A 23,565-nucleotide genomic window follows, 5' to 3' on the forward strand; every position below is an offset into this window, starting at 1 on the left:
TATCCTGTTTGAATTTGTTACTCGCTCACAATTTCAATCAAAATACGAACAAGCGCTCCTTGCTGTAAAGGATGGGGCGTTCAATAAGTGAACTGACTCACACAATTGTTATGCGTTCACAATTTGGGGGTGAGCTGAGAAACTTGCCGCGCCAGCTGGATCAGTGAATCAGCCAGTGCCTGGGGAGTGGTGGTTTGCGTATCGGGAGGCAGAACCGTTTTGCGCTTGACCAGGGTGACGGGAAGCAGTTGGTTACCCACGCTGGAGCCGCCACGGGGGAGTTGCAATAGCCTGTCGACGCTGGTTTCACCCAGCAACGGAAAATCCTGCCTGATGGTGGTCAGCGGTGGGATGTAACAGGCGCTGTCTTCGGTGTCATCGTAGCCAATTACCGATATATCCACTGCAACCCGCAGACCGAACTCGCTGATTGCCCGCATCGCGCCCAGCGCCATTTGATCGTTAGCGACCAGCATGGCGGTAGGGAGGTTACCGTTATTCAGCATGTGCATCGTTTGCTGAAAACCAGACATCGCGCTCCAGTCGCCTTCCAGCTCCACAACGGGTTGTAGCTGGTAATGTGCCAGATATTTGTGCCAGCCTGCATGCCGAAGCCTTGCCGAAACGGAAGTGTGCGGCCCGCTCAGCAGGGCGATCCGTTGATGTCCGTGCTGCACCAGATGTTCAACGCCAAGGCGCGCGCCGTCGTCATGAGAGAAAATCACGCTGTTAATTGGCGTCAGGTCAGAGACATCGAGAAACAGCACCGGCACCGTACCGCAGGCAGCGGCCACGGCAATGGCATCTTCTTCATCCAGCGGATAGTTGATGATAAGCCCGGTTACGCGTTGAGAAAGCAGATTGTGGACCGCGGCTTTACAGGACTCAACGCCGCTGCGCTCGACCATGGCGATCACCACGCTGGCACCGGAATGGTCGGCGCGGGATTTTATGGCAGCAACAATTTGTGAGGGGGCATGCAGAGCTAGGTTTGCCGTCACAACGCCAATCAGTGGCGTCTGTTTGCCAGCCAGCTGCTGTGCAACGCGGTTAGGGATGTAATTGAGTTCCGCCATCGCGGCCTCAACTTTCTGTCGGGTTTTTGCGGAAACGTGGCTGGCCTGGTTCACGACGCGAGAGACGGTCTGGTAAGAGACACCTGCATGGTCTGCCACATCGTATAGCGTTACCGGTTTCACGTTTATCACCCCTGTAATGACGTTATCTGTGCGCTATGATGCCACAGCGGGACGGTTTTGGGGTATTTGCGCATGGGTTCTGCGAGGCGCATTCCAGGGTTTGAGGATAGCGTGCTGAAGGATTTATCGGCGTTATACCTAACAGAAGAAAAAAGTGAGGACATTGTGAGCGATTCTGCGGCAAAAAATATTCTGTCCATCTACCGACGCCATGCGGATGCTTTTGCCAGCCAGCGCTCGCGCACCTTGTTCGAGAAAAGCTGGCTCGATAAATTTATTTCCGTGATGGGCGGGCAGGGCAGCATTGTGGATATTGGCTGCGGCAACGGTCAGCCGATCGCCGGTTATTTTATCCAGCAAGGTTTTCAGCTTACCGGCGTTGATGGTTCCCCGGCGATGCTGACGCGGGCCCGAAACACTTTTCCCGCACAGCGCTGGCTGGAACAGGATATGCGCGAGTTGGCACTCAATGAGACTTTTGATGGACTGATCGCCTGGGACAGCTTTTTCCATTTAACTCAGCAGGACCAGCAAAAGATGTTCCCGATTTTTGACCGCCTCAGCCATCCCGGTAGTGCGCTGATGTTTACCAGCGGTACGGACAACGGCATCGCGATGGGGCAATTTGAAGGTGAGCCGCTGTTTCACGCCAGCCTCGCGCCGGATGAATACCGCGCACTGCTGTCAGCACACGGTTTTGCGGTGGTCGAGATGGTGATGGAAGATCCGCAATGCACCGGGCACACCATCTGGCTGGCGCAAAAAAGAGGCTAATCGCCGCGAAAGGTTTTACGCCATTCAGCCGGGCTAACGCCAAAGTGGGATTTAAAATGCTGGCGCCAGGTGACGGGCGACTGAAAACCAACCTGTTCGGCGATGCGTTCAACGGGTAACTGGCTGGACTCCAGCAACGTCTGGCTACGGCGCAGGCGCTCGGCAATCAACCATTCGGCCACGCTTGACCCTGTGGCCTTCATAAAATGACGGGTGAGGGTGCGACGGCTCATCATCACCCGTTGCGCCAGCTCGTCAAGATTATGCGGTTCATGGAGATGCTGGCGCAAATAGTCGAGCAGGACGTTGATGCGCTGATCTTTGGTATTTTTCGCCACCGGTTGCTCGATAAACTGTGCCTGGCCGCCCTCGCGATGTGGCGGTACAATCATCCGTCGGGCAATCTGATTCGCCACAGTGCTGCCAAAACGCTGGCGGATGACGTACAGGCAGCAATCCAGCGCGGCGGCGGTGCCTGCCGAGGTAATAATACCGTCGTCATCCACGTACAGCGCGTTGATATCCAGATGAGCTGCCGGAAAGCGGGCCTGGAAATCCTGCTCGAACTCCCAGTGCGTAGCCGCCCGTTTGCCATCCAGCAGACCGGCGTAGCCGAGAACAAACGCACCCAGGCATAACCCAACAATCTGCGCGCCGTTTTGTCGCGCACGATTGAGCGCATCAAGCAGGCTTTGTGGTGGCCGATGTGCCGTGGTACCCCACCAGGGGATCACCACGATGTCGGCGGCCTCCACCGCTTCATAGCCGTTGGCTGCGTGAATGGAGAAGCCATCCTGCGAGGAAACGATGCCCGGCTGTTCGGCGCACAGTTGCACCTCAAAACGCTTTTTCGCCGCCACTTTGTCACTGAAAATAATGCACGGCACCGAGAAGTGAAACGGGCTGAATTCTTCCACGGCAACAATGGCGACGTTAAGCGGTTGCATACGAGTCCTCTGTGGAGTTTAAAACGTCAGGGTTTCGCCATCTTCCGGCACGTTAACAAATTGCGCAATCTGGTTGTCGCAGGCGTACTCTTTCAAGGCCGCGCGGGTCAGCAGACAGTGGTTAATCGCCTCCATGTGGGTCGCCACAATTTGTGCTTCGGGCAGCGTGAAGTGGGTTTTTAGCACATCTTCCGCGCCCATGATAATTGGGCCAAACCCGATAACGTGAGCAAAGCCTGCGTTCAGAATGACCACGCCTGGCTGGAAAGTCCGCATGTTGGTTTCCACCTCGTCGCGCCAGATGGTGTCCCCGACCAGATACAGCGTTTTTTCCGCCGGATGCTGGAAGATTACTCCGCAGGCATCACCCAGACGCTCAGCCATTTGCGGGACGGCGTAAGCGCGATCCGAACCGTGCTGGCCGCCGGTTTTACGCAGGGTGATATCACCAAGCGCAGTGTTTTGCGTCAGTACGGTCAGTTGCGTGAAACCTTGTTCCCGCAGTACCTGCGCATCGCGATCGTTTTGCACATAAATCGGTTTGTCTTTCGGCACGACACGAGCCGCGGCTTCATCCCAGTGGTCTTCATGCAGATGGGTCACGATCAGCGCATCAACGTTGAGCAGGGTGTCGATATCGACAGGCAGATCAACGGTCGGGTTGCGGATCTCGGCGCGTGCCGTACCGGCAAAGCCCGGATAAGTACCTTTTGCCGCCAGCATAGGGTCGATCAGAAAGGTTTTGCCACCAAAAGTGATGTGCTGCGTAGCGTTACGGATTTGCGTGATGTTCATGGTGTTTGCTCCACGTGTTGGGTCAGTGGTGTCATCGTAGAGTGTTGTCCAGAAGATGAATGCGGGCAAATGGGCGACTAGCGATGGGATTGGGCCAACTGCGGATTACAGATGTCGATAATGTAATTAGAATTAAAGTAATTTAATATTTCCTTGGTGGCTCGTTATTTAATACGCAGTTGTTTTTATCGAGCTGAATAAGAATGCTGTTATTTAAATACGGAAAGGTTGATTAAATGCGAAGTGGTGCCAGAAAACATTATTGATATATGTAATGCATAGTGACCAATAAAACAGATCGCGAACCATGAAATAAGAATGCTATCATTCACACCAGACGCGGCAGGCAACTGCTGGCACATGCATTTACCCCGGAGCAACTGATGAACAACGACATTCCGCTAAAATATTATGATATTGCCGACGAGTACGCTACCGAGGCCGCAAAGCCGGTGAGCGACACAGAACGTGACGCGCTGGCGCACTACTTCCAGCAGCTGATCACCCGTTTGATGAACAACGAAGAGATCAGCGAAGAAGCGCAGCAGGAGATGGCTACCGTGGCAGGTGTCGACGCTCAGCGTATCGATGATATTGCGGAGTTCCTCAATCGTTGGGGTAACGAGTAGCCAAAGACATGGCCTGTGTTTTACACTGCGCGCAAATTGAGTAGGTATACTCTACGAGTAATAGGTTTAATCAGGCGGAAACAGCAATGAACGGAACAATCACAACGTGGTTTAAAGATAAAGGCTTTGGATTTATCAAAGATGAAAACGGCGACAACCGCTATTTTCATGTGATTAAGGTTGCTAATCCTGAGCTGATCAAGAAAGACGCGGCGGTGACTTTTGAGCCCACCACCAACAACAAAGGCTTGTCTGCCTACGCGGTAAAAGTCATACCAGACAGCAAGTACATCTATATCGCAGGCGAGCGTCTGAAGCTCACCTCGATCAAGTCATTCCTGGTCTACAGCGAAGAAGTCCCTGTAGAGACCCGTATCGACAAAGAAAATGCTGTGCTGTCTGTCGGCGTGCTGATGAACAGCATCCGACCGAAATCAGACGTGAAGCCTGGTGAAATGCGCACGCTGAAAAAGCTGGCCATCACTACCTTCCAGGGCACGACGCTGATCTTCTCGGAAGATGAAATCGACATCGACGCGACGGTGAAACTGCTTAAAGTCTGAAACCCTTCGGACTGAATAAAAACCGGAACGCTGCTCTTTTCAGGAGCGGGTTTCGGTTTTTTTTTGATATGTGTAATTTACGTGATTCAGGTATGTAGTGATAAAATTAGTAGGTAGCAATCCGTTTCTGAATAGGTATATATTATCCGTATTAAATAAATATGATCGCCAACTATTTGCAGATTAGTAGCACGGTTAACTAATAGTGATTCACCGATATAACTAATGGGGTAATATAAGTGATTTTTAAAAAAATATGGAAAGCTATATCTTCTGAATATGTACCATCGGCCATTTGCTTTTTTCTCCTTGCAAAAATGGATTATGAAATAATATCTATCTGGCCACAGAATGAATCGGTTGATGACAGAATTAAACTTTCTTTACTATTCATTCATTTGGTGATGATTTTAGTGATGTTTACTCCGCTAATTAACCGGTTTTTGTCACGAGTAGACAATGAGAAACTTGAAAAGTTTATAGCTCTTCCGCAGAAAGATAAAAACATCACATACATAGATTATTATGATTTTCTGAGCGGGCTTGCTTTATCAGCATTTTACTTATCTATCCTTATTTTTACAATGAAGAGTATTTACGAAGAAGCAGGATGGATAATTTCTGGTATTTATATATTTACAATGTTTGTGTCTTCTATTTCTATTGCTGCATTGTCATTACTTAGGTTTGTCTGGTTATTTACAAAGTTTAATAATTATATATATTGGTTTATTGTTTTACTTGCGAGCAGTATGTGTATGGCAGTTATTGGTGCCGCGATGAAAATGGCCTCATAAAAATGCGCTTAATATCTGAAACAGTAATAATGGAGTATAAACTCTAAATAATAATACAGCTGGAACAGTGATGATTCCGCTTTGTAATCAGTGTGATGCATTGTTGCAAAGCTTAAAGCCTCTTTCGAAGAGGCTTTAAGCCCTCAGCGACCAGTGAAGTAAAAGACTTTCTTTCCTTGTGTTGAGCATCCTGCCAAAAACATAATTAACAGTAATCCCAGTACTTTCTTCATTATCACGAGACAGCCGGATTTACCACGTCATCCATCAGTATGTAACGTGCTTCCTGGCGAGTGTATTGATCGATTAATGGTACAAGTCGCTGGAAATGCTCGCTGGCACAATGTTCATCGAGAGCCGCGTGGTTTGGCCATTCTTCGATAAAAATAAAATGGCCCGGATCTTTTTCATCAATATAGAGGTCGTAAGCAATGCAGTGCGGTTCTTTCTTCGTAGCCGATATTAGCTCACGATACAACGGGAGAACAGTTTCAATATACTCAGGTTTGATGAAATCCTCAGCAATGACCTTTAACATGCAGCCTCCTGGCAGAAAACGAATGCACACTATGTAATGAAGATATTTTTTGGGCAAGAGGTCACAGAGTTTTATCGGCCGGTTAGTGAGTTATGCCAGCTATCAATCAGATGATCCGCATAACTGTGATCCATCTCACCTCCCGGCAACCAAAATCTCCTGCGATTCGACGCCGTCCTCTATCTGTTTCGCCACCTTTTGTAAGGCCGGAAGATGCTTTTCCGCGGCCTGTTCGATGGTCATGGCGCTGGCCATATACACCAAATTCAGGCAGCCGATCACCCGCTGTTCGCTGCGGATGGGGACGGCGATAGAAGCGATTTTCTCCTCCTGATCCCAACCGCGAAAGTTCTGGCCAAAACCGTCTTTTCGCGCGCGGGTCAAAATGGCATTGAGCTTCAGCGGTTCGCGCGCAAGCTGGAACTCTTCTCCCGATCGGGAGGCAAGCATTTCAATCAGTTCCTGCCGTTCATTCTCCGGGCAAAATGCCAGCCAGGTCAGGCCGGATGCGGTTTTCAGCAGTGGCAAACGACGCCCTACCATCGCCCGGTGAAACGACAGACGGCTGAAACGGTGGGTAGTTTCACGTACCACCATCGCGTCCACATCCAGCGTGGAAACGTCGGTCGGCCAGATGACCTCGCGCAGCAAATCTCCCAGCAGCGGGGCGGCGAGTGCAGAAATCCACTGCTCGTCACGAAACCCCTCGCTGAGCTGGCGGACTTTAATGGTTAAGCGAAAGCTGTCATCGGACAGGCTGCGCCGGACGTAGCCCTCATCCTGCAGGGTTTCCAGCAGCCGTCTGACCGTGGTGCGATGCAGGCCGCTTAACTCAGCAAGTAAGCCAACACTGGCCCCACCATCGAGCCGGTTTAACATATTTAATAACATTAATCCGCGCGTTAATCCGCGTACGGTTTTGTACTCAGTGCTCTCGTCATTTTTCATATTCATTGACAAATCTAAAGGTAAAACAACGTTGTGCACTTAGTGCACATCCTGGCATGTTTTGATTGTAGCGCAAAAACTCGCTTCTATACTGACCGCACAACAAAAAATTATTCACATATTTTTAACAAAACAAGTTGCGCCTCACCAGGGTCCGCAATTGCGTTTTGTCCGAGTCGTGAGGTTCTGAAATGACAACAAAAAACCCGGATATCCAACCCGCTGTGCAGCATACCGCGCAGGTGGCGATTGCCGGTGCTGGTCCGGTAGGGCTGATGATGGCCAACTATCTTGGGCAGATGGGCATTGAGGTGTTGGTAGTGGAGAAGCTCGACACGCTGATCGACTATCCTCGCGCCATCGGCATTGACGATGAAGCGCTGCGCACTATGCAGTCTGTGGGGCTGGTCGAGAACGTTTTGCCGCACACCACACCGTGGCACGCAATGCGCTTTCTCACCCCAAAAGGCCGTTGCTTTGCTGATATCCAGCCGATGACCGACGAATTTGGCTGGTCGCGTCGTAATGCGTTTATTCAGCCGCAGGTGGACGCGGTGATGTTGGAAGGGTTGTCGCGTTTTCCCAACGTGCGCTGCCTGTTCTCCCGCGAGCTGGAGGCCTTCAGCCAACAAAACGGCGAAGTGACGCTAAATCTGAAAGCGCCAGACGGTCAACGTGAAACGGTGAAGGCTCAGTGGCTGGTGGCCTGCGACGGCGGCGGCAGCAACGTCAGACGCTTGCTGAACGTGCCGTTTGAAGGTAAAACCGCGCCGAATCAGTGGATTGTGGTGGATATCGCCAACGATCCGCTCAGCACGCCGCATGTGTATTTGTGCTGCGATCCGGTGCGCCCGTATGTCTCTGCCGCGCTGCCGCACGCGGTGCGCCGTTTTGAGTTTATGGTTATGCCGGGGGAAACCGAAGCGCAGCTTAGCGAGCCGCAGAATATGCGCCAGTTACTGAGCAAAGTGCTGCCGAACCCGGACAACGTCGAGCTGATCCGCCAGCGCGTGTATACCCATAATGCTCGTCTGGCCGAACGTTTTCGTATTGACCGCGTGCTGCTGGCGGGCGATGCGGCGCACATTATGCCGGTCTGGCAGGGTCAGGGATATAACAGCGGCATGCGCGATGCTTTCAACCTGGCATGGAAACTGGCGCTGGTGATTAACGGTAAAGCCGGCGATGCGCTGTTGGATACCTACCAGCAGGAACGCCGCGACCACGCCAAAGCGATGATCGACCTCTCCGTGACCGCTGGCAACGTACTTGCGCCGCCCAAACGCTGGCACGGCGCGGTACGCGATGGGGTTTCCTGGCTGTTGAACTATATTCCGCCGGTCAAACGCTACTTCCTTGAAATGCGCTTTAAGCCGATGCCGCAGTACCACGCCGGGGCGCTGGTGCGTGAAGGCGACGCGAAAACTTCACCGGTCGGCAAGATGTTTATCCAGCCGAAGGTGACGCGGGAATCGGGCGAAGTGACGTTGCTCGACAACGTCATCGGACCGAATTTCGCGGTGATTGGCTGGGGCTGTAACCCACTATGGGGCATGAGCGAGGCGCAGATCCAACAGTGGCAGGCGCTGGGGACGCGTTTTATCCAGGTCGTGCCGGATACGCAGATACATACCGATCAGGATAACCACGACGGCGTTACCCGCATAGGCGATACGCAAAACCGCCTGCGCGCGTGGTTTGCCCAGCACAACGCCGCGCTGGTAGTCATGCGCCCGGACCGCTTCGTGGCCGCCATCGCCATTCCGCAAACCCTGGGCAGCACCCTGAATAAACTGGTGTCGGTGATGACGCTCACTCGCGCTACTGCCGACATTCCTGTTGAAAAGGTTGCCTGATATGCACGCTTATCTTCACTGTCTTTCCCACTCGCCGCTGGTGGGCTATGTCGACCCGGCACAGGCTGTGCTCGACGAGGTTAACGGCGTGATCGCCAGCGCTCGGGCACGTATTGCGGCGTTCGAACCTGAACTGGTCGTGCTGTTTGCCCCCGATCACTACAACGGATTTTTCTACGACGTGATGCCGCCGTTCTGTTTAGGCGTTGGCGCTACGGCGATCGGCGATTTTGGTAGCGCGGCGGGGGAATTACCGGTGCCGACAGATCTCGCTGAAGCCTGCGCCCACGCGGTAATGAAAAGCGGTATCGATCTCGCCGTGTCCTACAACATGCAGGTCGATCATGGCTTCGCGCAGCCGCTGGAGTTTTTGCTCGGCGGCCTGGATAAGGTGCCGGTGCTGCCAGTGTTTATTAACGGCGTCGCCACGCCGCTGCCGGGCTTTCAGCGTACCCGCATGCTCGGTGAAGCGATTGGCCGTTTCGCCAGCTCGCTGAATAAGCGCGTGCTGTTTTTAGGCTCTGGTGGTCTGTCGCATCAGCCACCGGTACCGGAGCTGGCGAAGGCTGATGCCCATATGCGTGACCGCCTGCTCGGCAGCGGCAAACAGTTACCTGAAAACGAGCGCGAGCTGCGCCAGCAGCGGGTGATCAGCGCCGCCGAGAAGTTTGTGGTCGATCAAAACACGCTACACCCGCTTAACCCTGTCTGGGATAACCGTTTTATGTCCCTGCTTGAGCAGGGGCGTTTGCAGGAGCTGGACGCGGTCAGTAACGAAGAGCTGTCCGCGATGGCGGGCAAATCAACGCACGAAGTGAAAACCTGGGTTGCCGCCTTCGCCGCTATTTCTGCTTTTGGCAACTGGCGCAGCGAAGGCCGTTATTACCGCCCGATCCCGGAGTGGATCGCCGGATTCGGCTCCCTGAGCGCCACTACGCAGAACTAAAACAGAACTGAATATGCAGGAGAACATCATGACTTACCAACCGCAAACCGAAGCCGCTACCAGTCGTTTTCTGGAGGTGCAGGAAGCAGGCGAAACCCTACGCGTGCATTTCAATGATTGTGGGCAGGGCGATGAGACCGTCGTGCTGTTGCATGGCTCTGGTCCTGGCGCGACGGGCTGGGCAAACTTCAGCCGTAATATCGATCCGTTGGTACAGGCCGGATACCGGGTGATCCTGCTGGATTGTCCTGGCTGGGGCAAAAGCGATGGGATCGTTAACCGCGGTTCGCGATCCGATCTCAACGCCCGCATCCTGAAAAGCGTGGTCGATCAATTGGATATTCAAACAGTCCACCTGTTGGGTAACTCGATGGGCGGTCACAGTGCTGTGGCGTTTACCCTGAGCTGGCCGGAGCGCGTGGGCAAACTGGTATTAATGGGCGGCGGAACGGGCGGCATGAGCCTGTTTACCCCGATGCCGACCGAAGGTATCAAGCGCCTGAATCAGCTGTATCGTGAGCCGACCATCGAGAACCTGAAGCTGATGATGGAGATCTTTGTCTTCGACACCAGCGACCTGACCGAGGCGTTGTTTGAGGCGCGCCTGAATAACATGCTGTCGCGCCGCGATCACCTGGAAAACTTTGTCCAGAGTCTGGAGGCCAACCCGAAACAGTTCCCGGATTTCAGCCCGCGTCTGGGTGAAATCAAAGCCCAGACCCTGATTGTCTGGGGACGCAATGACCGCTTTGTGCCGATGGATGCCGGTCTGCGCCTGCTTTCCGGGATTGCCGGTTCTGAACTGCACATCTACCGCGACTGCGGGCACTGGGCGCAGTGGGAACATGCGGATGCCTTTAACCAACTGGTGCTGAATTTCCTCACTCGCCCTTAAGGAACGGACATGACGAATCGTAATCTTGAGCAGCTAGCCGCCGATTTACGTCAGGCTGAAGAAAAAGGGGAAGCCATCGCCCCACTGCGTGAATTGATTGGTGTGGATAACGCCGAAGCGGCCTACGCCATTCAGCGCATCAACGTGCAGTACGACGTGGCGCGCGGCCGTCGCGTGGTCGGGCGCAAAGTGGGGCTGACGCACCCGAAAGTGCAGCAACAGCTGGGTGTCGATCAGCCGGATTTCGGCACGCTGTTTGCTGACATGTGCTATGGCGATAACGACACCATCCCGTTTTCCCGTGTTCTGCAACCGCGTATTGAAGCCGAAATTGCGCTGGTGCTGAACCGCGATCTGCCCAATACCGACACCACTTTTGACGAGCTTTACAACGCCATAGAGTGGGTACTTCCCGCGCTGGAAGTGGTCGGCAGCCGTATCCGCGACTGGTCGATCAAATTTGTTGATACCGTGGCGGATAACGCCTCCTGTGGCGTGTATGTGGTCGGCGGTCCGGCACAGCGTCCGGCAGGATTAGATCTGAAAAACTGCGCGATGAAAATGACGCGCAACAACGAAGAGGTCTCAAGCGGGCGCGGCAGCGAATGCCTGGGACATCCGATCAACGCCGCCGTCTGGCTGGCGCGCAAAATGGCCAGCCTCGGCGAGCCGCTGCGTGCCGGAGACATTATTCTCACCGGAGCGTTAGGTCCGATGGTGGCGGTGAATGCGGGCGATCGTTTCGAAGCCCATATCGACGGTATTGGTTCAGTCGCCGCCACCTTTTCAGCGGCGGTTACAAAAGGAAGTCAGTCATGAGTAAGCGTAAAGTCGCCATTATCGGCTCCGGCAACATCGGTACCGATTTGATGATAAAAATTCTGCGTCACGGCGTGCATCTGGAAATGGCGGTGATGGTCGGTATCGATCCGGAATCAGATGGTCTGGCGCGTGCCCGGCGCATGGGCGTTGCCACCACCCATGAAGGGGTGACAGGGCTTATCGCCATGCCGGAATTCGCCGACATCGACATCGTGTTTGATGCCACCAGCGCAGGCGCGCATGTGAAGAACGACGCCGCGTTACGCGCCGTTAAACCTGGCATCCGCCTGATCGACCTGACGCCCGCGGCAATCGGCCCGTACTGCGTGCCGGTGGTGAATCTGGCAGCCAACGTTGATCAGCAGAACGTCAATATGGTGACCTGCGGCGGACAGGCGACCATCCCGATGGTGGCGGCAGTTTCTCGCGTGGCAAAAGTCCATTACGCCGAGATTATCGCCTCGATCGCCAGTAAATCGGCGGGGCCGGGTACCCGTGCCAATATCGACGAGTTTACCGAAACTACCTCGAAGGCGATTGAAGTGGTCGGCGGCGCGGCAAAAGGCAAAGCCATTATTGTCCTTAACCCGGCCGAGCCGCCGCTGATGATGCGTGACACGGTGTATGTGCTGAGCGAAGCGGCCTCTAAGGTTGAAGTTGAAGCGTCGATTAATGAGATGGCGGCGGCGGTGCAGGCCTACGTGCCGGGCTATCGCCTGAAACAGCGTGTCCAGTTTGAAGTCATCCCGGAGGATAAACCGGTGAATCTGCCGGGTATCGGCCAGTTCTCTGGGCTGAAAACCGCGGTGTATCTGGAAGTGGAAGGCGCGGCGCACTATTTACCAGCCTACGCGGGCAACCTCGACATTATGACCTCCAGCGCGCTGGCGACCGCTGAGAAGATGGCGCAGTCCCTCGCTCGTCAGGCAGGAGAAGCAGCATGAACGGTAAAAAACTCTATATCTCTGACGTGACCCTGCGCGACGGTATGCACGCTATTCGTCATCAATATTCGCTGGAGAATGTGCGCCAGATAGCCAAAGCGCTGGACGACGCACGGGTTGATTCTATTGAAGTGGCCCACGGCGACGGTTTACAAGGTTCCAGCTTTAACTACGGCTTTGGTGCGCACAGCGACCTGGAGTGGATTGAAGCGGCGGCGGACGTGGTGAAGCATGCCAAAATTGCCACGCTGTTGCTGCCGGGTATCGGCACTATTCATGACCTGAAAAATGCATATCAGGCCGGCGCACGGGTAGTGCGCGTGGCGACCCACTGCACTGAAGCGGATGTGTCGGCCCAGCATATTCAGTATGCGCGTGAGCTTGGCATGGATACCGTCGGTTTTCTGATGATGAGCCATATGACCACACCGGAGAACCTGGCACAGCAGGCGAAGCTGATGGAAAACTACGGCGCGACCTGTATTTATGTGGTCGATTCCGGCGGCGCAATGAATATGAGCGATATTCGCGCCCGCTTCCGCGCACTGAAAGCGGTGCTGAAGCCGGAAACAGAAACCGGAATGCATGCGCACCACAACCTGAGTCTTGGGGTGGCGAACTCGATTGCCGCAGTAGAAGAGGGGTGTGACCGTGTCGACGCCAGCTTGGCAGGGATGGGCGCAGGCGCGGGCAACGCACCATTGGAGGTATTTATCGCCGCTGCGGATAAGCTTGGTTGGCAGCACGGAACCGATCTCTACGCACTGATGGACGCCGCCGACGATTTAGTGCGTCCACTACAAGACCGCCCGGTGCGGGTGGATCGTGAAACGCTGGCGCTGGGCTATGCCGGGGTGTACTCCAGTTTTCTGCGTCATTGCGAAGTGGCGGCAGCACGTTATGGCCTGAGCGCAGTAGATATTCTGGTGGAACTGGGCAAACGTCGAATGGTGGGCGGCCAGGAAGATATGATCGTCGACGTAGCGCTGGACCTGCGCAACCGCAAATAAAAAATGATTACGCGGCTGGCAACGTATCAGCCGCGATTCACCTGCATCGTGACCTCAGAGGGACATCTTATGACGACCCGTACCCCCGCATCTTACCGCCTGACGTTGACCGTTGGGCTTTGCTTTTTAGTTGCCCTGATGGAAGGGCTGGATTTACAGGCCGCCGGTATCGCTGCCGTCGGTATCGCCCACGCGTTTGCGCTGGATAAAATGCAGATGGGCTGGATCTTCAGTGCGGGCATTCTCGGGCTGCTGCCCGGCGCGCTGGTGGGCGGCATGCTGGCCGACCGCTATGGCCGCAAGCGTATTCTCATTGCCTCTGTGGCGCTGTTCGGCCTGTTCTCGCTGGCGACGGCGATTTCCTGGGATTTCTCATCGCTGGTGTTTGCCCGTCTGATGACCGGCGTCGGGCTGGGCGCGGCGTTGCCGAATCTGATCGCGCTGACTTCCGAGGCGGCGGGCCCGCGTTTTCGCGGTACGGCGGTGAGCCTGATGTACTGCGGTGTGCCGATTGGCGCGGCGCTGGCGGCAGCGCTCGGGTTTAGCGGCCTGGCCTCCGCCTGGCAAACGGTGTTCTGGGTAGGCGGGGTGATCCCGCTGCTGCTGGTGCCGCTGTTGATGCGCTGGCTGCCGGAATCTCAGGTTTATACCCAACAAACGCAGGTGGCCGCCGCACCGTTGCGCGCCCTGTTTGCGCCAGCGACGGCGAGTGCCACGCTGCTGCTGTGGTTGTGCTATTTCTTCACCCTGCTGGTGGTGTATATGCTGATCAACTGGCTGCCGATGCTGCTGGTGGAGCAGGGCTTTCGGCCATCGCAGGCGGCAGGCGTAATGTTTGCTCTGCAAATTGGCGCGGCCAGCGGCACGTTAATTCTCGGGGCGTTAATGGATAAACTGCGCCCGGTGGTGATGTCGCTGCTGATCTACACCGGGATGTTGGCTTCACTGCTGGCGCTGGGTACGGTGTCGTCATTGAGCGGCATGCTAATGGCGGGATTTGTGGCGGGGATGTTCGCCACCGGCGGGCAAAGTGTGTTGTATGCGCTGGCGCCGCTGTTTTACAGCACGCAGATCCGCGCCACAGGCGTGGGAACCGCCGTCGCAGTCGGGCGTCTGGGGGCGATGAGCGGTCCGCTGCTGGCAGGGAAAATGTTAGCGCTCGGTACCGGAACGGTAGGGGTGATGGCGGCTTCTGCGCCGGGCATTTTGCTGGCAGGCCTGGCGGTATTTATTCTGATGAGCCGCAAATCGCAGATGCCGATCCCGACCAGCGGTGCTTAAGCATTCATCCGGTTGTGGGAGTGGGGAGATTTGATTCCTACTTCCGGGTTAACGCCGTCAGTCAACTGTGTTGCCAAAGTTTAGATAAAACATGGCAACGGAGGCGTTATGAGCTGGCGGCCCTTTTTGTATCTGATTATTAATCCCCACCCGCTATTAAGCGCCCGGCGCGGGCATCTGCGTCTGGTGCAGGGTTGACTTTGCATTCTGTTAACAAACGCGGTATAACAAACCTTCTTTGGATGTTTAGATGTCCATACGTTTAGAAGGTTATATGCAAACAACACAACAAAATGCGCCACTGAAGCGCACAATGAAAACGCGTCACCTGATTATGCTTTCCTTGGGCGGCGTGATTGGCACAGGATTATTCTTCAATACCGGGTACATCATTTCCACCACTGGAGCGGCGGGAACGCTGCTGGCCTATCTGATTGGCGCGCTGGTGGTCTGGCTGGTTATGCAGTGTCTGGGCGAGCTGTCGGTCGCGATGCCGGAGACCGGAGCGTTTCACGTTTATGCCGCGCGCTATCTTGGTCCGGCTACCGGGTATACCGTGGCCTGGCTCTACTGGCTGACCTGGACCGTGGCGCTGGGTTCGAGCTTTACCGCCGCTGGATTCTGTATGCAGTACTGGTTTCCACAGGTGCCGGTATGGGTCTGGTGTGTGGTGTTTTGCGCGATTATTTTTGGTCTGAATGTTATCTCCACGCGCTTTTTTGCCGAAGGGGAGTTCTGGTTCTCGCTGGTCAAAGTGGTCACTATCATCGCCTTTATCATCCTCGGTGGGGCGGCGATTTTCGGCTTTATTCCGATGCAGGATGGCTCGCCCGCGCCGGGGCTGAGTAATATCACGGCAGAAGGCTGGTTCCCGCACGGTGGCTTACCGATTCTGATGACTATGGTGGCAGTGAACTTTGCTTTTTCGGGTACCGAGCTTATCGGCATTGCCGCCGGTGAAACGGAAAACCCGCGCAAAGTTATCCCGGTAGCGATTCGTACTACCATCGCGCGACTGATTATTTTCTTTATCGGCACCGTGTTTGTGCTGGCAGCGCTGATCCCGATGCAGCAGGCGGGCGTGGAGAAAAGCCCGTTTGTGCTGGTGTTTGAGAAAGTAGGGATCCCGTACGCCGCTGATATTTTTAACTTCGTGATCCTGACGGCTATTCTTTCTGCAGCGAACTCCGGGTTATATGCCTCCGGGCGCATGCTGTGGTCGTTGTCGAATGAACGTACGCTACCGGCCTGTTTTGCGCGAGTAACGAAAAACGGCGTGCCACTGACGGCGCTGTCGGTCAGTATGCTCGGTGGTGTGCTGGCGCTGTTTTCCAGCGTGGTGGCCCCGGACACGGTATTTGTTGCGCTGTCGGCAATCTCCGGATTTGCGGTGGTGGCGGTGTGGCTGAGTATCTGCGCCTCGCATTTTGTTTTTCGTCGCCGTCATCTGCAACAAGGTAAGGCATTGAGTGAATTACATTATCGCGCGCCGTGGTATCCGCTGGTGCCGGTATTAGGTTTTATGCTGTGCCTGGTGGCCTGTGTAGGGCTGGCATTCGATCCAGCGCAGAGAATTGCGTTGTGGTGCGGGTTACCGTTTGTTGCGTTGTGCTATGGTGCTTATTTCCTTACTCAACCCCGAAACGCAAAACAGGAGCCAGAACATGTCGCAGAATAATCCGTTACGCGCTCTCCTTGATAAACAGGATATCCTGCTGCTGGATGGCGCGATGGCGACGGAGCTGGAAGCGCGAGGGTGTAACTTAGCCGACAGCCTGTGGTCAGCCAAAGTGCTGGTAGAAAACCCGGAGCTTATCCGCGAAGTGCATCTTGATTACTACCGGGCGGGGGCGCAATGCGCGATCACTGCCAGCTATCAGGCGACGCCGGCGGGCTTCGCCGCGCGAGGTCTGGATGAAGCGCAGTCGAAAGCGCTGATTGGCAAAAGCGTGGAGCTGGCGCGTAAAGCCCGTGAAGCGTATCTGGCAGAGAACCCGCAGGCGGGAACGCTTCTGGTGGCGGGATCCGTCGGGCCTTACGGCGCGTATCTGGCGGATGGCTCTGAATACCGTGGCGATTATCATTGTAGCGTTGAGGCATTTCAGGCGTTTCATCGCCCGCGCGTGGAAGCCTTGCTGGATGCCGGGGCCGATCTGCTGGCCTGCGAAACCCTGCCGAATTTCGCCGAGATTGAGGCGTTGGCTGAGCTGTTGACCGCATATCCGCGTGCGCGGGCGTGGTTCTCATTTACCCTGCGCGACAGCGAGCACCTGAGTGAGGGCACGCCGCTGCGTGACGTGGTTGCGTTGCTGGCGGGTTATCCGCAGGTGGTGGCGCTAGGCATTAACTGTATTGCGCTGGAAAACACCACCGCTGCGTTGCAGCATTTACACGGTTTAACGGCGCTGCCGCTGGTGGTGTATCCGAACTCGGGCGAGCATTACGATGCCGTGAGCAAAACCTGGCATCATCACGGTGAGCATTGCGCGCAGCTGGCGGATTATCTGCCGCAGTGGCAGGCCGCTGGCGCACGGTTGATTGGCGGGTGCTGTCGCACCACGCCTGCGGATATCGCCGCGTTAAAAGCGCGAAGCTGAGAGTTTATCGGGGCTACAGTGAATGATGTGGCGATACAGCTGGATTGTTGATCAGATATAGGGTGTATTGATATAAAATTAAAGAAGGGACTCCAATGGAGTCCCTTTAGTTAGAAGATGATAAAAAATCCGATTATTATAGGAATGCAAATAAATAATGACATTGATTCAATTCTAAATCCTAATGTTAATTTTTTTGGCAGATTTCTTATTAGATTATACCCTTCTATGCTTATACCGTGATGTAAATGCTTATGGTATTTAAAATTTAAACTTCTAGTTATAAAATTAACTTTCTCATTATATAAGCATGGAGTAAGAAAAACACTGGCATCTTTGCATAACTTTGTTGAAAGCGGTAGGGGACCTATCTCTTTCTCGTATATTTCAACTATTTTTCTGTATGCTTTTTTATTGTAAAAGTAACATGTTGTGAATATAAAAAAATCAAATACAAACGCAAGGCAAATTAAGTTTTTTATAATCGTTTCATTTTGAATTAAAAAAATTTTCATATATAATATGTCCCCCTAAATATTCACCAGCATTTTCGCCATATTTTTCTACAAGTTTACTTGATGCAATAGTAACACCAACCCCTGTAGCAAAACACAGTGCAGCACCGACCCCACCAGCTTCTATAGTTGAAAGCCCTAATATCCACGTACAAACCACATTTGCGCCACGTCCGACCGCCAGACCAGTAAGCATACTACTAGCCTGTTTGAATCCAAATTTACTATATTCAGTAATAGCCGCTTTTTTACAAGCACTTTCACGACCTTTTGAACAAGCGTCATAAACGTTTGATGTATATCCGGAAAAATCTAAACCTATGCCAACAAAACCAACTGTTTTCATTAGATTCATTAGTTTTGCCGAGCGCTCAATATATGTAGCATAACCTTCAATGTTATCTATTCCAGTTTTATCCCATTTATACATAATTGAACTTGTAGATAAACCTAATGCTTTTTTAATACTATCATATTCTTCTAAATTAAGCTGGGTTTTTGAAAATTTGTTTAAAACAGCATCTAGGTTTTTAAACAGTCTTGCTCGTTGACCAAAGAACTCTTCCCCAGATATAATTCCTTTGTTATGACTGTACGTATCTTTATATAACTCCTGAATTTCAATTAATATTTGTTTTATTTCTCCGTAATAACTTTTACCTATCTCACTAATATATCCAAAACCATCTCCAGCATTTCCTAAATAATCACCGAAAAGTTGATATGAAAATGCATCCACGGCTCCTCTGTTATCATGCAATAACTTTGCATCCTGCAAGGTAAGTGGGGCCAGAGCTTTATCAATTCGATCACGCGCTTTTTGCAATGTTTCAATCTGTTGCTGATCTTGCTTTTCAGGATCAACAACAATCAGAATTGAACCAGGTTGTTTTTTCATATCAGGGTTCAGTTTGTGATACAGCTCTCTCGTACCCTCGGGGGGGTTAACGAAAATATACGGCTCATATGTTGATGGTTTTGACTCATAGGGCAATACACAAAATCCCCCATCGACAGGCTCACGAGGCGGTTTATCCTCTTCACCCGGACAATATGGTCCAGGTGCCATCGTGAGCGGTTTTGGCGCGTTCTGCGGAGCTACAGAGACCACTCTGTTTGTGACTGACTTAGGTGCGGAGAGAACTTCACTCTCATAGAAATAAGTGACATTTGAAATTGAGTTAATAAATCTGCATTTGCAGGGGCATGTGCCAACGCTATGTGCTGTTCCGGCAGCTTGAACACCATGTATAAAATAACCCGGTTGTCCTCCTACTATGTGGTAGAGTTTTTTATCTTTACCGCATATATAGCTATCGCCATGTCGTGCCGTTGGCTGTCCGTCGAGTATATGATTAGTACAGCCTGTTAAAATAGTACCGCCGCAGGTTGTTTTATCACCGACCCTTAAAAAATATGCAATTCCCATACAATTCTCATTTTAATAAACTTAAACTTTCCGGATTACAAAAAATCCAGTCATTTTTCCATGTTGCCATATAAACACAATCTTCGATTTTATTCGATTCTTTGAATTGTATATTATTATAAGCGATTAGACTTTGTTCTTTTAAATAGTCATTATGATAATTACATTGCGATTGAGTATGACTTAGAAAATCAGGGAATCTTTTCTTCCACATTTGATGAAATCTATCTGTAACTTTTTCAGGTATTTTTAGGATAGGCAATTTTTCATTTTCACTGAAACTGCTAAAGGTATATTTGACGGGGATTACAACTTGAGCTAAATGATAACCATGATATATAATATTGCATTGTTTATCAGCCCATAATCCTGCACTCAACAGCAGATAATAATCATCGCTATTTTTGATGGTTTTATTGTTTTTTACCATTTCCCCAATGTTAAAATCATTCAGTGCATGTACGCTCCACTTTTCATTAAATTTTTTCTCTAGGTAAACAGAGTAAATTGATGCTTCCATCTTTGAATAAAAGATTAAAATCCCCTCGATACTTCGAACGTATCTCCTCCACAACGGTTCTAACATTTTTTCGTTTTTATGTGTTGTTTTGTTGTATATCCCGCTGACACGGCCCAATACCCATAATTCGTGCTCGCTTATATATTGAGTGATTTGGTTTTCTTCCTGGTAAAAATACATTTTTGAATCTCTCTCATCCATTGAAAACGTGATGACATACTATTTTCTCTGTAAAAGTTGTGCGGCTGATCGCATAAGTAATAAAAAAGCCTGAATCCAATTAAGGATGATTCAGGCTTGGAATAATTAAGTTTATATGTATTTACTTAATAAATATTTTATAAGGATTTTTCCTTCTCTATAATCAAATTAATTTTATCTGGTCCGTTGTTTGATCGTAGCCCGGCACAAATTATGCCGCATCCGCCAGAACAAACATGCCGTACGGATGGATTTCAAGATAATACTGCTCGCCGACGTCCGGTTGCAGACGCGTAGCGTTGACCTGCAATAAAATCTCCTGCCCGTGCCATTCCACCGTCACTTCATACTGCGGCCCCATATAGGCGACATGGCGGATCACGCAGCGCTGGCTCTCTTCGCCGCGATCGCTGAGCGTGATCGCTTCCGGGCGCACACCGACCATCCCTTCACCCTGTGTACCAAAGTGCAGCGGGCGCGGCAGATGATAGCCGTAGATATCAACGTATCCGTCGCTGAAGGTTGCCGGGAACAGGTTGGCATCGCCCATAAAGCTCGCCATAAAGCGGGAGGCGGGCTGGCGGTAAAGATCCTGCGGTGAGCCGATCTGCATGATGTGTCCCTTGTTCATCACCAGCACAGTATCAGAAACCGCAAAGGCTTCGCTCTGATCGTGGGTGACGTACAGCGAGGTGATATCAAACTGCTTTTGCAACTCGCGGATCTTGTCGCGCATGCTGCGACGCAGGTTGGCGTCGAGGTTACTCAACGGCTCATCAAACAGCAGCACTTTCGGCTTGAGGATCAGCGCGCGGGCCAGCGCCACGCGCTGCTGCTGCCCGCCGGAGATCTGATCGACAAAGCGGTCTTCGAATCCTTCCAGATCCACCATCGCCAACGCCTCTTTGACGCGGGCTTTCAGCTCTGCGCGCGGTACGCCGAGCATTTTCAGGCCATAACCGACATTCTCTCCCAGCGACATATGCGGGAACAGGGCATAGGACTGAAACACCATACAGATATCGCGCTGCTGAATAGAGCGATGGGTGACGTCTTCGCCATCAATGAAAATTTGCCCTTCGCTCGGTTTTTCCAGCCCGGCAACCAGGCGCAAAATAGTGGTTTTGCCGCAGCCGGACGGGCCGAGCAGCGTCACCATTTGCCCCTGCGGGATGGTGAGGTTGATATTGTCGATTACCGTATTACTGCCAAATCGTTTAGTGACGTTGCGCAGTTCAACGAAATTTTTCTGAGTCATAGTGCGCTCCATTACGCCTGGTTTTTGGCTTTTGAACGGGAGGTTCGTGATTCACCGATCAGCCAGTCAAAGATGAAAATAATCGCCAGCATCACCACGATCAGAATGGAACCGTAGGCAATCGCCACACCGTATTCGCCATCTTCCACGCGGTTGAGGATGTAAGCCGTCGCTACGCGGGTATCCGGCGTGACGAGGAACACAATGGCGCTGACGGTGGTAATGGCGCGCACAAAGCTGTAAATCAGCGCCGAGAGGATCGCCGGGCGCAGCAGCGGCAGCAGGATGTGCGTAATAGTACGCAGAGAACCGGCGCGCAGGCTGAGTGAGGCTTCATCCAGTGATTTATCGATTTGGCCCAAGCCCGCGATGCCCGCGCGAATGCCGACCGGGACGTTACGCATCACCATCGAGATAATCACGATGGCGGCGGTGCCGGTGAGATACACTGGGGCGCTGTTAAAGGCCAGAATGTACGACACGCCCGCGACGGTGCCCGGAACGGCAAAGCACAGCATGGTGGTGAACTCGATGGTCTTCTTGCCTTTAAACTGCTGGCGCACCACGATCCATGCGATCAGCAGACCGAAGATCGCGGTGATCGGCGCGGCAATCCCGGCGTAGAGCAGGGTGTCGAGCAGTGAAGGCCACGCGCCGTCGCTCATCCCCTGACCGAACAGTTTGGTAAAGTTCGCCAGCGTCAGGGTGTAGTCCACGCCCCAGTTGACGGTGAAACTGCCGTAGAAAATGCTGCCGTAGAGCAGGGCGTTAAAGGCAATCCACACTGCCAGCAGCGCGACCACACTCCATACCAGCGTTACCGGCAACGGCTGTACGTCGCCCCGGTAGGATTTGCCGGAAACGGTGACGTATGAGCGTTTACCAATCCACATATACTGCACGCAGAACACCAGCAGCGAAAACAGCAGCAGGAAGGCACCCAGCGTACTGGCGGCCTGGTAGTCAAGCTGCGAACCGGTGATGTAGAAGTAGATTTGCGTTGCCAGCACGTCGAAGTTTCCGCCGAGCACCAGCGGGTTACTAAAGTCGGCCAGTGACTGCACGACCACAATCAAAAAAGCGTTAGCCAGTGCGGGTTTCAGCAGCGGGACAAACACGCCGTTAAAGGTCTGCCAGCGGCTGGCACGCAGGGTGTATGACGCTTCTTCCAGCGACGGATGAATGGTTTTGATTGCTCCGTCGAGGATCATAAACGCCATCGGCGTAAAGGCCAGAACCTGAGCCAGCCAGATGCCGGTAAAGCCATACAGCCAGTTGGTGTTGGTTAAACCAAACCATTCGACCATAAACTCGGTGATGTAACCGGAGCGTCCCATCATCAGCGTGACGCCTAAACCGACGACAAACGGCGGAGTGACGATCGGCAAAATCGAGAAGATACGTCCGATTATGGCGCTGCGTCTGGCGATACGGGTGGTGTAGATAGCCAGTACCAGACCAAAGAAGGTACAGCCGACGCCGACGGCAATCGACAGCATAATCGAGTTGAGGATCACCTGAATGATATGCGCCTGCGACAGCACATTCATAAACGCCAGCGGGGCAAATTCCCCGGCGTCGTTGGTGAACATCGGAATGAAAATGGCGATGCTCGGCCAGACGATAAAAATACCGATCAGCGCGACAATCGCGGTAAGCGAGCCGATGACGAAACGGTCACCGCCCAGCCATTCGAGGCGGGTGAGCGCCAGGGTCATGATTGCGCCAAGCGCGACAAACAGCACGATGGTGGCATAGCCTAAGCCGCGACCCTCAAGGGTGGCGCTGGCGACAATAAAGGCCATACAGAAAAATGCCCAACCCGCGTCAAGATAATGGCGGCTGCGCTGTTCGCGCCTGGCTTCATGGAATGGGCGCACCAGCAGCAGGCTTGGCAGCAGATACCACAGCCAACTGATATTAAACTGCGACCAGCCGTAGGCGGCGAGTATTTCTTCCCGCGTTGACTCCAGCAGACCGTAGTCCAGGCTCCAGCTAGGCAGCAGGGCAAACGCCAGCCAGCCGAGCAAAACCCAAAGAAATATCGCATCCCGTTTTTTCACGGGATGGAGTGCAAGTGTGTGTGACATAGCGTTTCCGG

General features: G+C 52.8%; 22 protein-coding genes. 13 read left to right on the forward strand and 9 right to left on the reverse strand.

Annotated elements, in window-relative coordinates:
- Window positions 1-116: 116 nt before the first annotated feature.
- Window positions 117-1,199, reverse strand: coding sequence for a LacI family DNA-binding transcriptional regulator (locus OGX86_RS15155; protein WP_079935120.1), 1,083 nt, complete (start codon window positions 1,197-1,199; stop codon window positions 117-119).
- A gap of 165 nt (window positions 1,200-1,364) precedes the next feature.
- On the opposite strand from OGX86_RS15155, the gene OGX86_RS15160 reads away from it, so the two are divergent.
- The gene (locus tag OGX86_RS15160) at window positions 1,365-1,973 is read left to right on the forward strand and encodes a class I SAM-dependent DNA methyltransferase (protein ID WP_231912267.1); all 609 of its coding nucleotides are present in this window, start codon (window positions 1,365-1,367) and stop codon (window positions 1,971-1,973) included.
- Here OGX86_RS15160 and OGX86_RS15165 read toward each other — a convergent pair.
- Complete coding sequence (locus OGX86_RS15165) at window positions 1,970-2,920, reverse strand: GlxA family transcriptional regulator (protein WP_286640262.1); 951 nt, start codon at window positions 2,918-2,920, stop codon at window positions 1,970-1,972. The genes OGX86_RS15160 and OGX86_RS15165 overlap by 4 nt on opposite strands.
- A gap of 18 nt (window positions 2,921-2,938) precedes the next feature.
- Window positions 2,939-3,715 carry an MBL fold metallo-hydrolase gene (locus tag OGX86_RS15170; RefSeq protein WP_103015000.1) on the reverse strand — a complete coding sequence of 259 codons (777 nt, stop codon included), beginning with the start codon at window positions 3,713-3,715 and terminating at the stop codon, window positions 2,939-2,941.
- Window positions 3,716-4,098: 383 nt separating this feature from the next.
- Here OGX86_RS15170 and OGX86_RS15175 point away from each other — a divergent pair, with 383 nt between their 5' ends.
- The 3 genes from OGX86_RS15175 (at window position 4,099) to OGX86_RS15185 (ending at window position 5,704) form a co-directional block, all read left to right on the forward strand.
- Entirely contained in the window at window positions 4,099-4,344 is a 246-nt protein-coding gene (locus OGX86_RS15175; RefSeq protein ID WP_003021350.1) for a YmjA family protein, read from the forward strand.
- 86 nt (window positions 4,345-4,430) lie between these two features.
- Complete coding sequence (locus OGX86_RS15180) at window positions 4,431-4,907, forward strand: cold-shock protein (protein ID WP_003830914.1); 477 nt, start codon at window positions 4,431-4,433, stop codon at window positions 4,905-4,907.
- 239 nt (window positions 4,908-5,146) lie between these two features.
- A complete protein-coding gene (locus tag OGX86_RS15185) occupies window positions 5,147-5,704 on the forward strand; it encodes a hypothetical protein (protein ID WP_241176675.1) in 558 nt (185 codons plus the stop codon).
- 235 nt (window positions 5,705-5,939) lie between these two features.
- Here OGX86_RS15185 and OGX86_RS15190 read toward each other — a convergent pair whose 3' ends face one another.
- Complete coding sequence (locus tag OGX86_RS15190; protein ID WP_003830918.1) at window positions 5,940-6,242, reverse strand: putative quinol monooxygenase; 303 nt, start codon at window positions 6,240-6,242, stop codon at window positions 5,940-5,942.
- A 135-nt stretch (window positions 6,243-6,377) separates the two neighbouring features.
- On the reverse strand, window positions 6,378-7,190 hold the full coding sequence (locus OGX86_RS15195; RefSeq protein ID WP_048226474.1) for a DNA-binding transcriptional regulator: 813 nt from the start codon (window positions 7,188-7,190) through the stop codon (window positions 6,378-6,380).
- A gap of 191 nt (window positions 7,191-7,381) precedes the next feature.
- On the opposite strand from OGX86_RS15195, the gene OGX86_RS15200 reads away from it, so the two are divergent.
- The 9 genes from OGX86_RS15200 to mmuM all read left to right on the forward strand — a co-directional run bounded on the left by OGX86_RS15200 (window position 7,382) and on the right by mmuM (window position 17,541).
- A complete protein-coding gene (locus tag OGX86_RS15200) occupies window positions 7,382-9,046 on the forward strand; it encodes a bifunctional 3-(3-hydroxy-phenyl)propionate/3-hydroxycinnamic acid hydroxylase (protein WP_286640263.1) in 1,665 nt (554 codons plus the stop codon).
- Window position 9,047: 1 nt separating this feature from the next.
- Complete coding sequence (gene mhpB, locus OGX86_RS15205; RefSeq protein WP_032942486.1) at window positions 9,048-9,992, forward strand: 2,3-dihydroxyphenylpropionate/2,3-dihydroxicinnamic acid 1,2-dioxygenase; 945 nt, start codon at window positions 9,048-9,050, stop codon at window positions 9,990-9,992.
- 28 nt (window positions 9,993-10,020) lie between these two features.
- Window positions 10,021-10,887, forward strand: coding sequence for a 2-hydroxy-6-oxonona-2,4-dienedioate hydrolase (mhpC, locus tag OGX86_RS15210; protein ID WP_048214822.1), 867 nt, complete (start codon window positions 10,021-10,023; stop codon window positions 10,885-10,887).
- Between the two features lie 9 nt (window positions 10,888-10,896).
- Complete coding sequence (gene mhpD / locus OGX86_RS15215) at window positions 10,897-11,706, forward strand: 2-keto-4-pentenoate hydratase (RefSeq protein WP_048226352.1); 810 nt, start codon at window positions 10,897-10,899, stop codon at window positions 11,704-11,706.
- On the forward strand, window positions 11,703-12,653 hold the full coding sequence (gene mhpF / locus OGX86_RS15220; protein WP_286640264.1) for an acetaldehyde dehydrogenase: 951 nt from the start codon (window positions 11,703-11,705) through the stop codon (window positions 12,651-12,653). The genes mhpD and mhpF overlap by 4 nt, the downstream gene beginning before the upstream one ends.
- Entirely contained in the window at window positions 12,650-13,663 is a 1,014-nt protein-coding gene (gene mhpE, locus OGX86_RS15225; protein ID WP_001013515.1) for a 4-hydroxy-2-oxovalerate aldolase, read from the forward strand. Before mhpF ends, mhpE begins: the two co-directional genes overlap by 4 nt.
- Window positions 13,664-13,732: 69 nt before the next feature.
- The gene (gene mhpT, locus OGX86_RS15230) at window positions 13,733-14,944 is read left to right on the forward strand and encodes a 3-(3-hydroxy-phenyl)propionate transporter MhpT (RefSeq protein ID WP_286640265.1); all 1,212 of its coding nucleotides are present in this window, start codon (window positions 13,733-13,735) and stop codon (window positions 14,942-14,944) included.
- A gap of 274 nt (window positions 14,945-15,218) precedes the next feature.
- Window positions 15,219-16,622, forward strand: a complete 1,404-nt coding sequence (gene mmuP, locus OGX86_RS15235) for an S-methylmethionine permease (protein WP_048216352.1) — start codon at window positions 15,219-15,221, stop codon at window positions 16,620-16,622.
- Window positions 16,609-17,541 (forward strand): homocysteine S-methyltransferase, encoded by a 933-nt coding sequence (gene mmuM, locus OGX86_RS15240; RefSeq protein WP_213786511.1) that lies wholly within the window; start codon window positions 16,609-16,611, stop codon window positions 17,539-17,541. Before mmuP ends, mmuM begins: the two co-directional genes overlap by 14 nt.
- A 489-nt stretch (window positions 17,542-18,030) precedes the next feature.
- On the opposite strand, the gene OGX86_RS15245 is transcribed toward mmuM, so the two are convergent.
- The 4 genes from OGX86_RS15245 to OGX86_RS15260 all read right to left on the reverse strand — a co-directional run bounded on the left by OGX86_RS15245 (window position 18,031) and on the right by OGX86_RS15260 (window position 23,554).
- Entirely contained in the window at window positions 18,031-19,485 is a 1,455-nt protein-coding gene (locus OGX86_RS15245; RefSeq protein ID WP_286640266.1) for a PAAR domain-containing protein, read from the reverse strand.
- A 7-nt stretch (window positions 19,486-19,492) separates the two neighbouring features.
- On the reverse strand, window positions 19,493-20,206 hold the full coding sequence (locus OGX86_RS15250; protein WP_286640267.1) for a hypothetical protein: 714 nt from the start codon (window positions 20,204-20,206) through the stop codon (window positions 19,493-19,495).
- A gap of 211 nt (window positions 20,207-20,417) precedes the next feature.
- A complete protein-coding gene (fbpC, locus tag OGX86_RS15255; protein WP_000192349.1) occupies window positions 20,418-21,464 on the reverse strand; it encodes a ferric ABC transporter ATP-binding protein in 1,047 nt (348 codons plus the stop codon).
- 11 nt (window positions 21,465-21,475) lie between these two features.
- Window positions 21,476-23,554, reverse strand: coding sequence for an ABC transporter permease (locus OGX86_RS15260; RefSeq protein WP_008783887.1), 2,079 nt, complete (start codon window positions 23,552-23,554; stop codon window positions 21,476-21,478).
- Between the last annotated feature and the right edge of the window lie 11 nt (window positions 23,555-23,565).

It is taken from the genome of Citrobacter sp. Cpo040, assembly GCF_030332915.1.
Classification (GTDB): domain Bacteria; phylum Pseudomonadota; class Gammaproteobacteria; order Enterobacterales; family Enterobacteriaceae; genus Citrobacter; species Citrobacter portucalensis.

Excerpts from the sequence above, each read along its gene's own strand:
- OGX86_RS15165 (WP_286640262.1), bottom strand. The coding sequence starts at position 2,920 with ATGCAACCGCTTAACGTCGCCATTGTTGCCGTGGAAGAATTCAGCCCG.
- OGX86_RS15170 (WP_103015000.1), bottom strand. The coding sequence starts at position 3,715 with ATGAACATCACGCAAATCCGTAACGCTACGCAGCACATCACTTTTGGT.
- OGX86_RS15175 (WP_003021350.1), top strand. The coding sequence starts at position 4,099 with ATGAACAACGACATTCCGCTAAAATATTATGATATTGCCGACGAGTAC.
- OGX86_RS15180 (WP_003830914.1), top strand. The coding sequence starts at position 4,431 with ATGAACGGAACAATCACAACGTGGTTTAAAGATAAAGGCTTTGGATTT.
- OGX86_RS15190 (WP_003830918.1), bottom strand. The coding sequence starts at position 6,242 with ATGTTAAAGGTCATTGCTGAGGATTTCATCAAACCTGAGTATATTGAA.
- OGX86_RS15195 (WP_048226474.1), bottom strand. The coding sequence starts at position 7,190 with ATGAAAAATGACGAGAGCACTGAGTACAAAACCGTACGCGGATTAACG.
- OGX86_RS15200 (WP_286640263.1), top strand. The coding sequence starts at position 7,382 with ATGACAACAAAAAACCCGGATATCCAACCCGCTGTGCAGCATACCGCG.
- mhpB (WP_032942486.1), top strand. The coding sequence starts at position 9,048 with ATGCACGCTTATCTTCACTGTCTTTCCCACTCGCCGCTGGTGGGCTAT.
- mhpC (WP_048214822.1), top strand. The coding sequence starts at position 10,021 with ATGACTTACCAACCGCAAACCGAAGCCGCTACCAGTCGTTTTCTGGAG.
- mhpD (WP_048226352.1), top strand. The coding sequence starts at position 10,897 with ATGACGAATCGTAATCTTGAGCAGCTAGCCGCCGATTTACGTCAGGCT.
- mhpF (WP_286640264.1), top strand. The coding sequence starts at position 11,703 with ATGAGTAAGCGTAAAGTCGCCATTATCGGCTCCGGCAACATCGGTACC.
- mhpE (WP_001013515.1), top strand. The coding sequence starts at position 12,650 with ATGAACGGTAAAAAACTCTATATCTCTGACGTGACCCTGCGCGACGGT.
- mhpT (WP_286640265.1), top strand. The coding sequence starts at position 13,733 with ATGACGACCCGTACCCCCGCATCTTACCGCCTGACGTTGACCGTTGGG.
- mmuP (WP_048216352.1), top strand. The coding sequence starts at position 15,219 with ATGCAAACAACACAACAAAATGCGCCACTGAAGCGCACAATGAAAACG.
- mmuM (WP_213786511.1), top strand. The coding sequence starts at position 16,609 with ATGTCGCAGAATAATCCGTTACGCGCTCTCCTTGATAAACAGGATATC.
- OGX86_RS15245 (WP_286640266.1), bottom strand. The coding sequence starts at position 19,485 with ATGGGAATTGCATATTTTTTAAGGGTCGGTGATAAAACAACCTGCGGC.
- OGX86_RS15250 (WP_286640267.1), bottom strand. The coding sequence starts at position 20,206 with ATGGATGAGAGAGATTCAAAAATGTATTTTTACCAGGAAGAAAACCAA.
- fbpC (WP_000192349.1), bottom strand. The coding sequence starts at position 21,464 with ATGACTCAGAAAAATTTCGTTGAACTGCGCAACGTCACTAAACGATTT.
- OGX86_RS15260 (WP_008783887.1), bottom strand. The coding sequence starts at position 23,554 with ATGTCACACACACTTGCACTCCATCCCGTGAAAAAACGGGATGCGATA.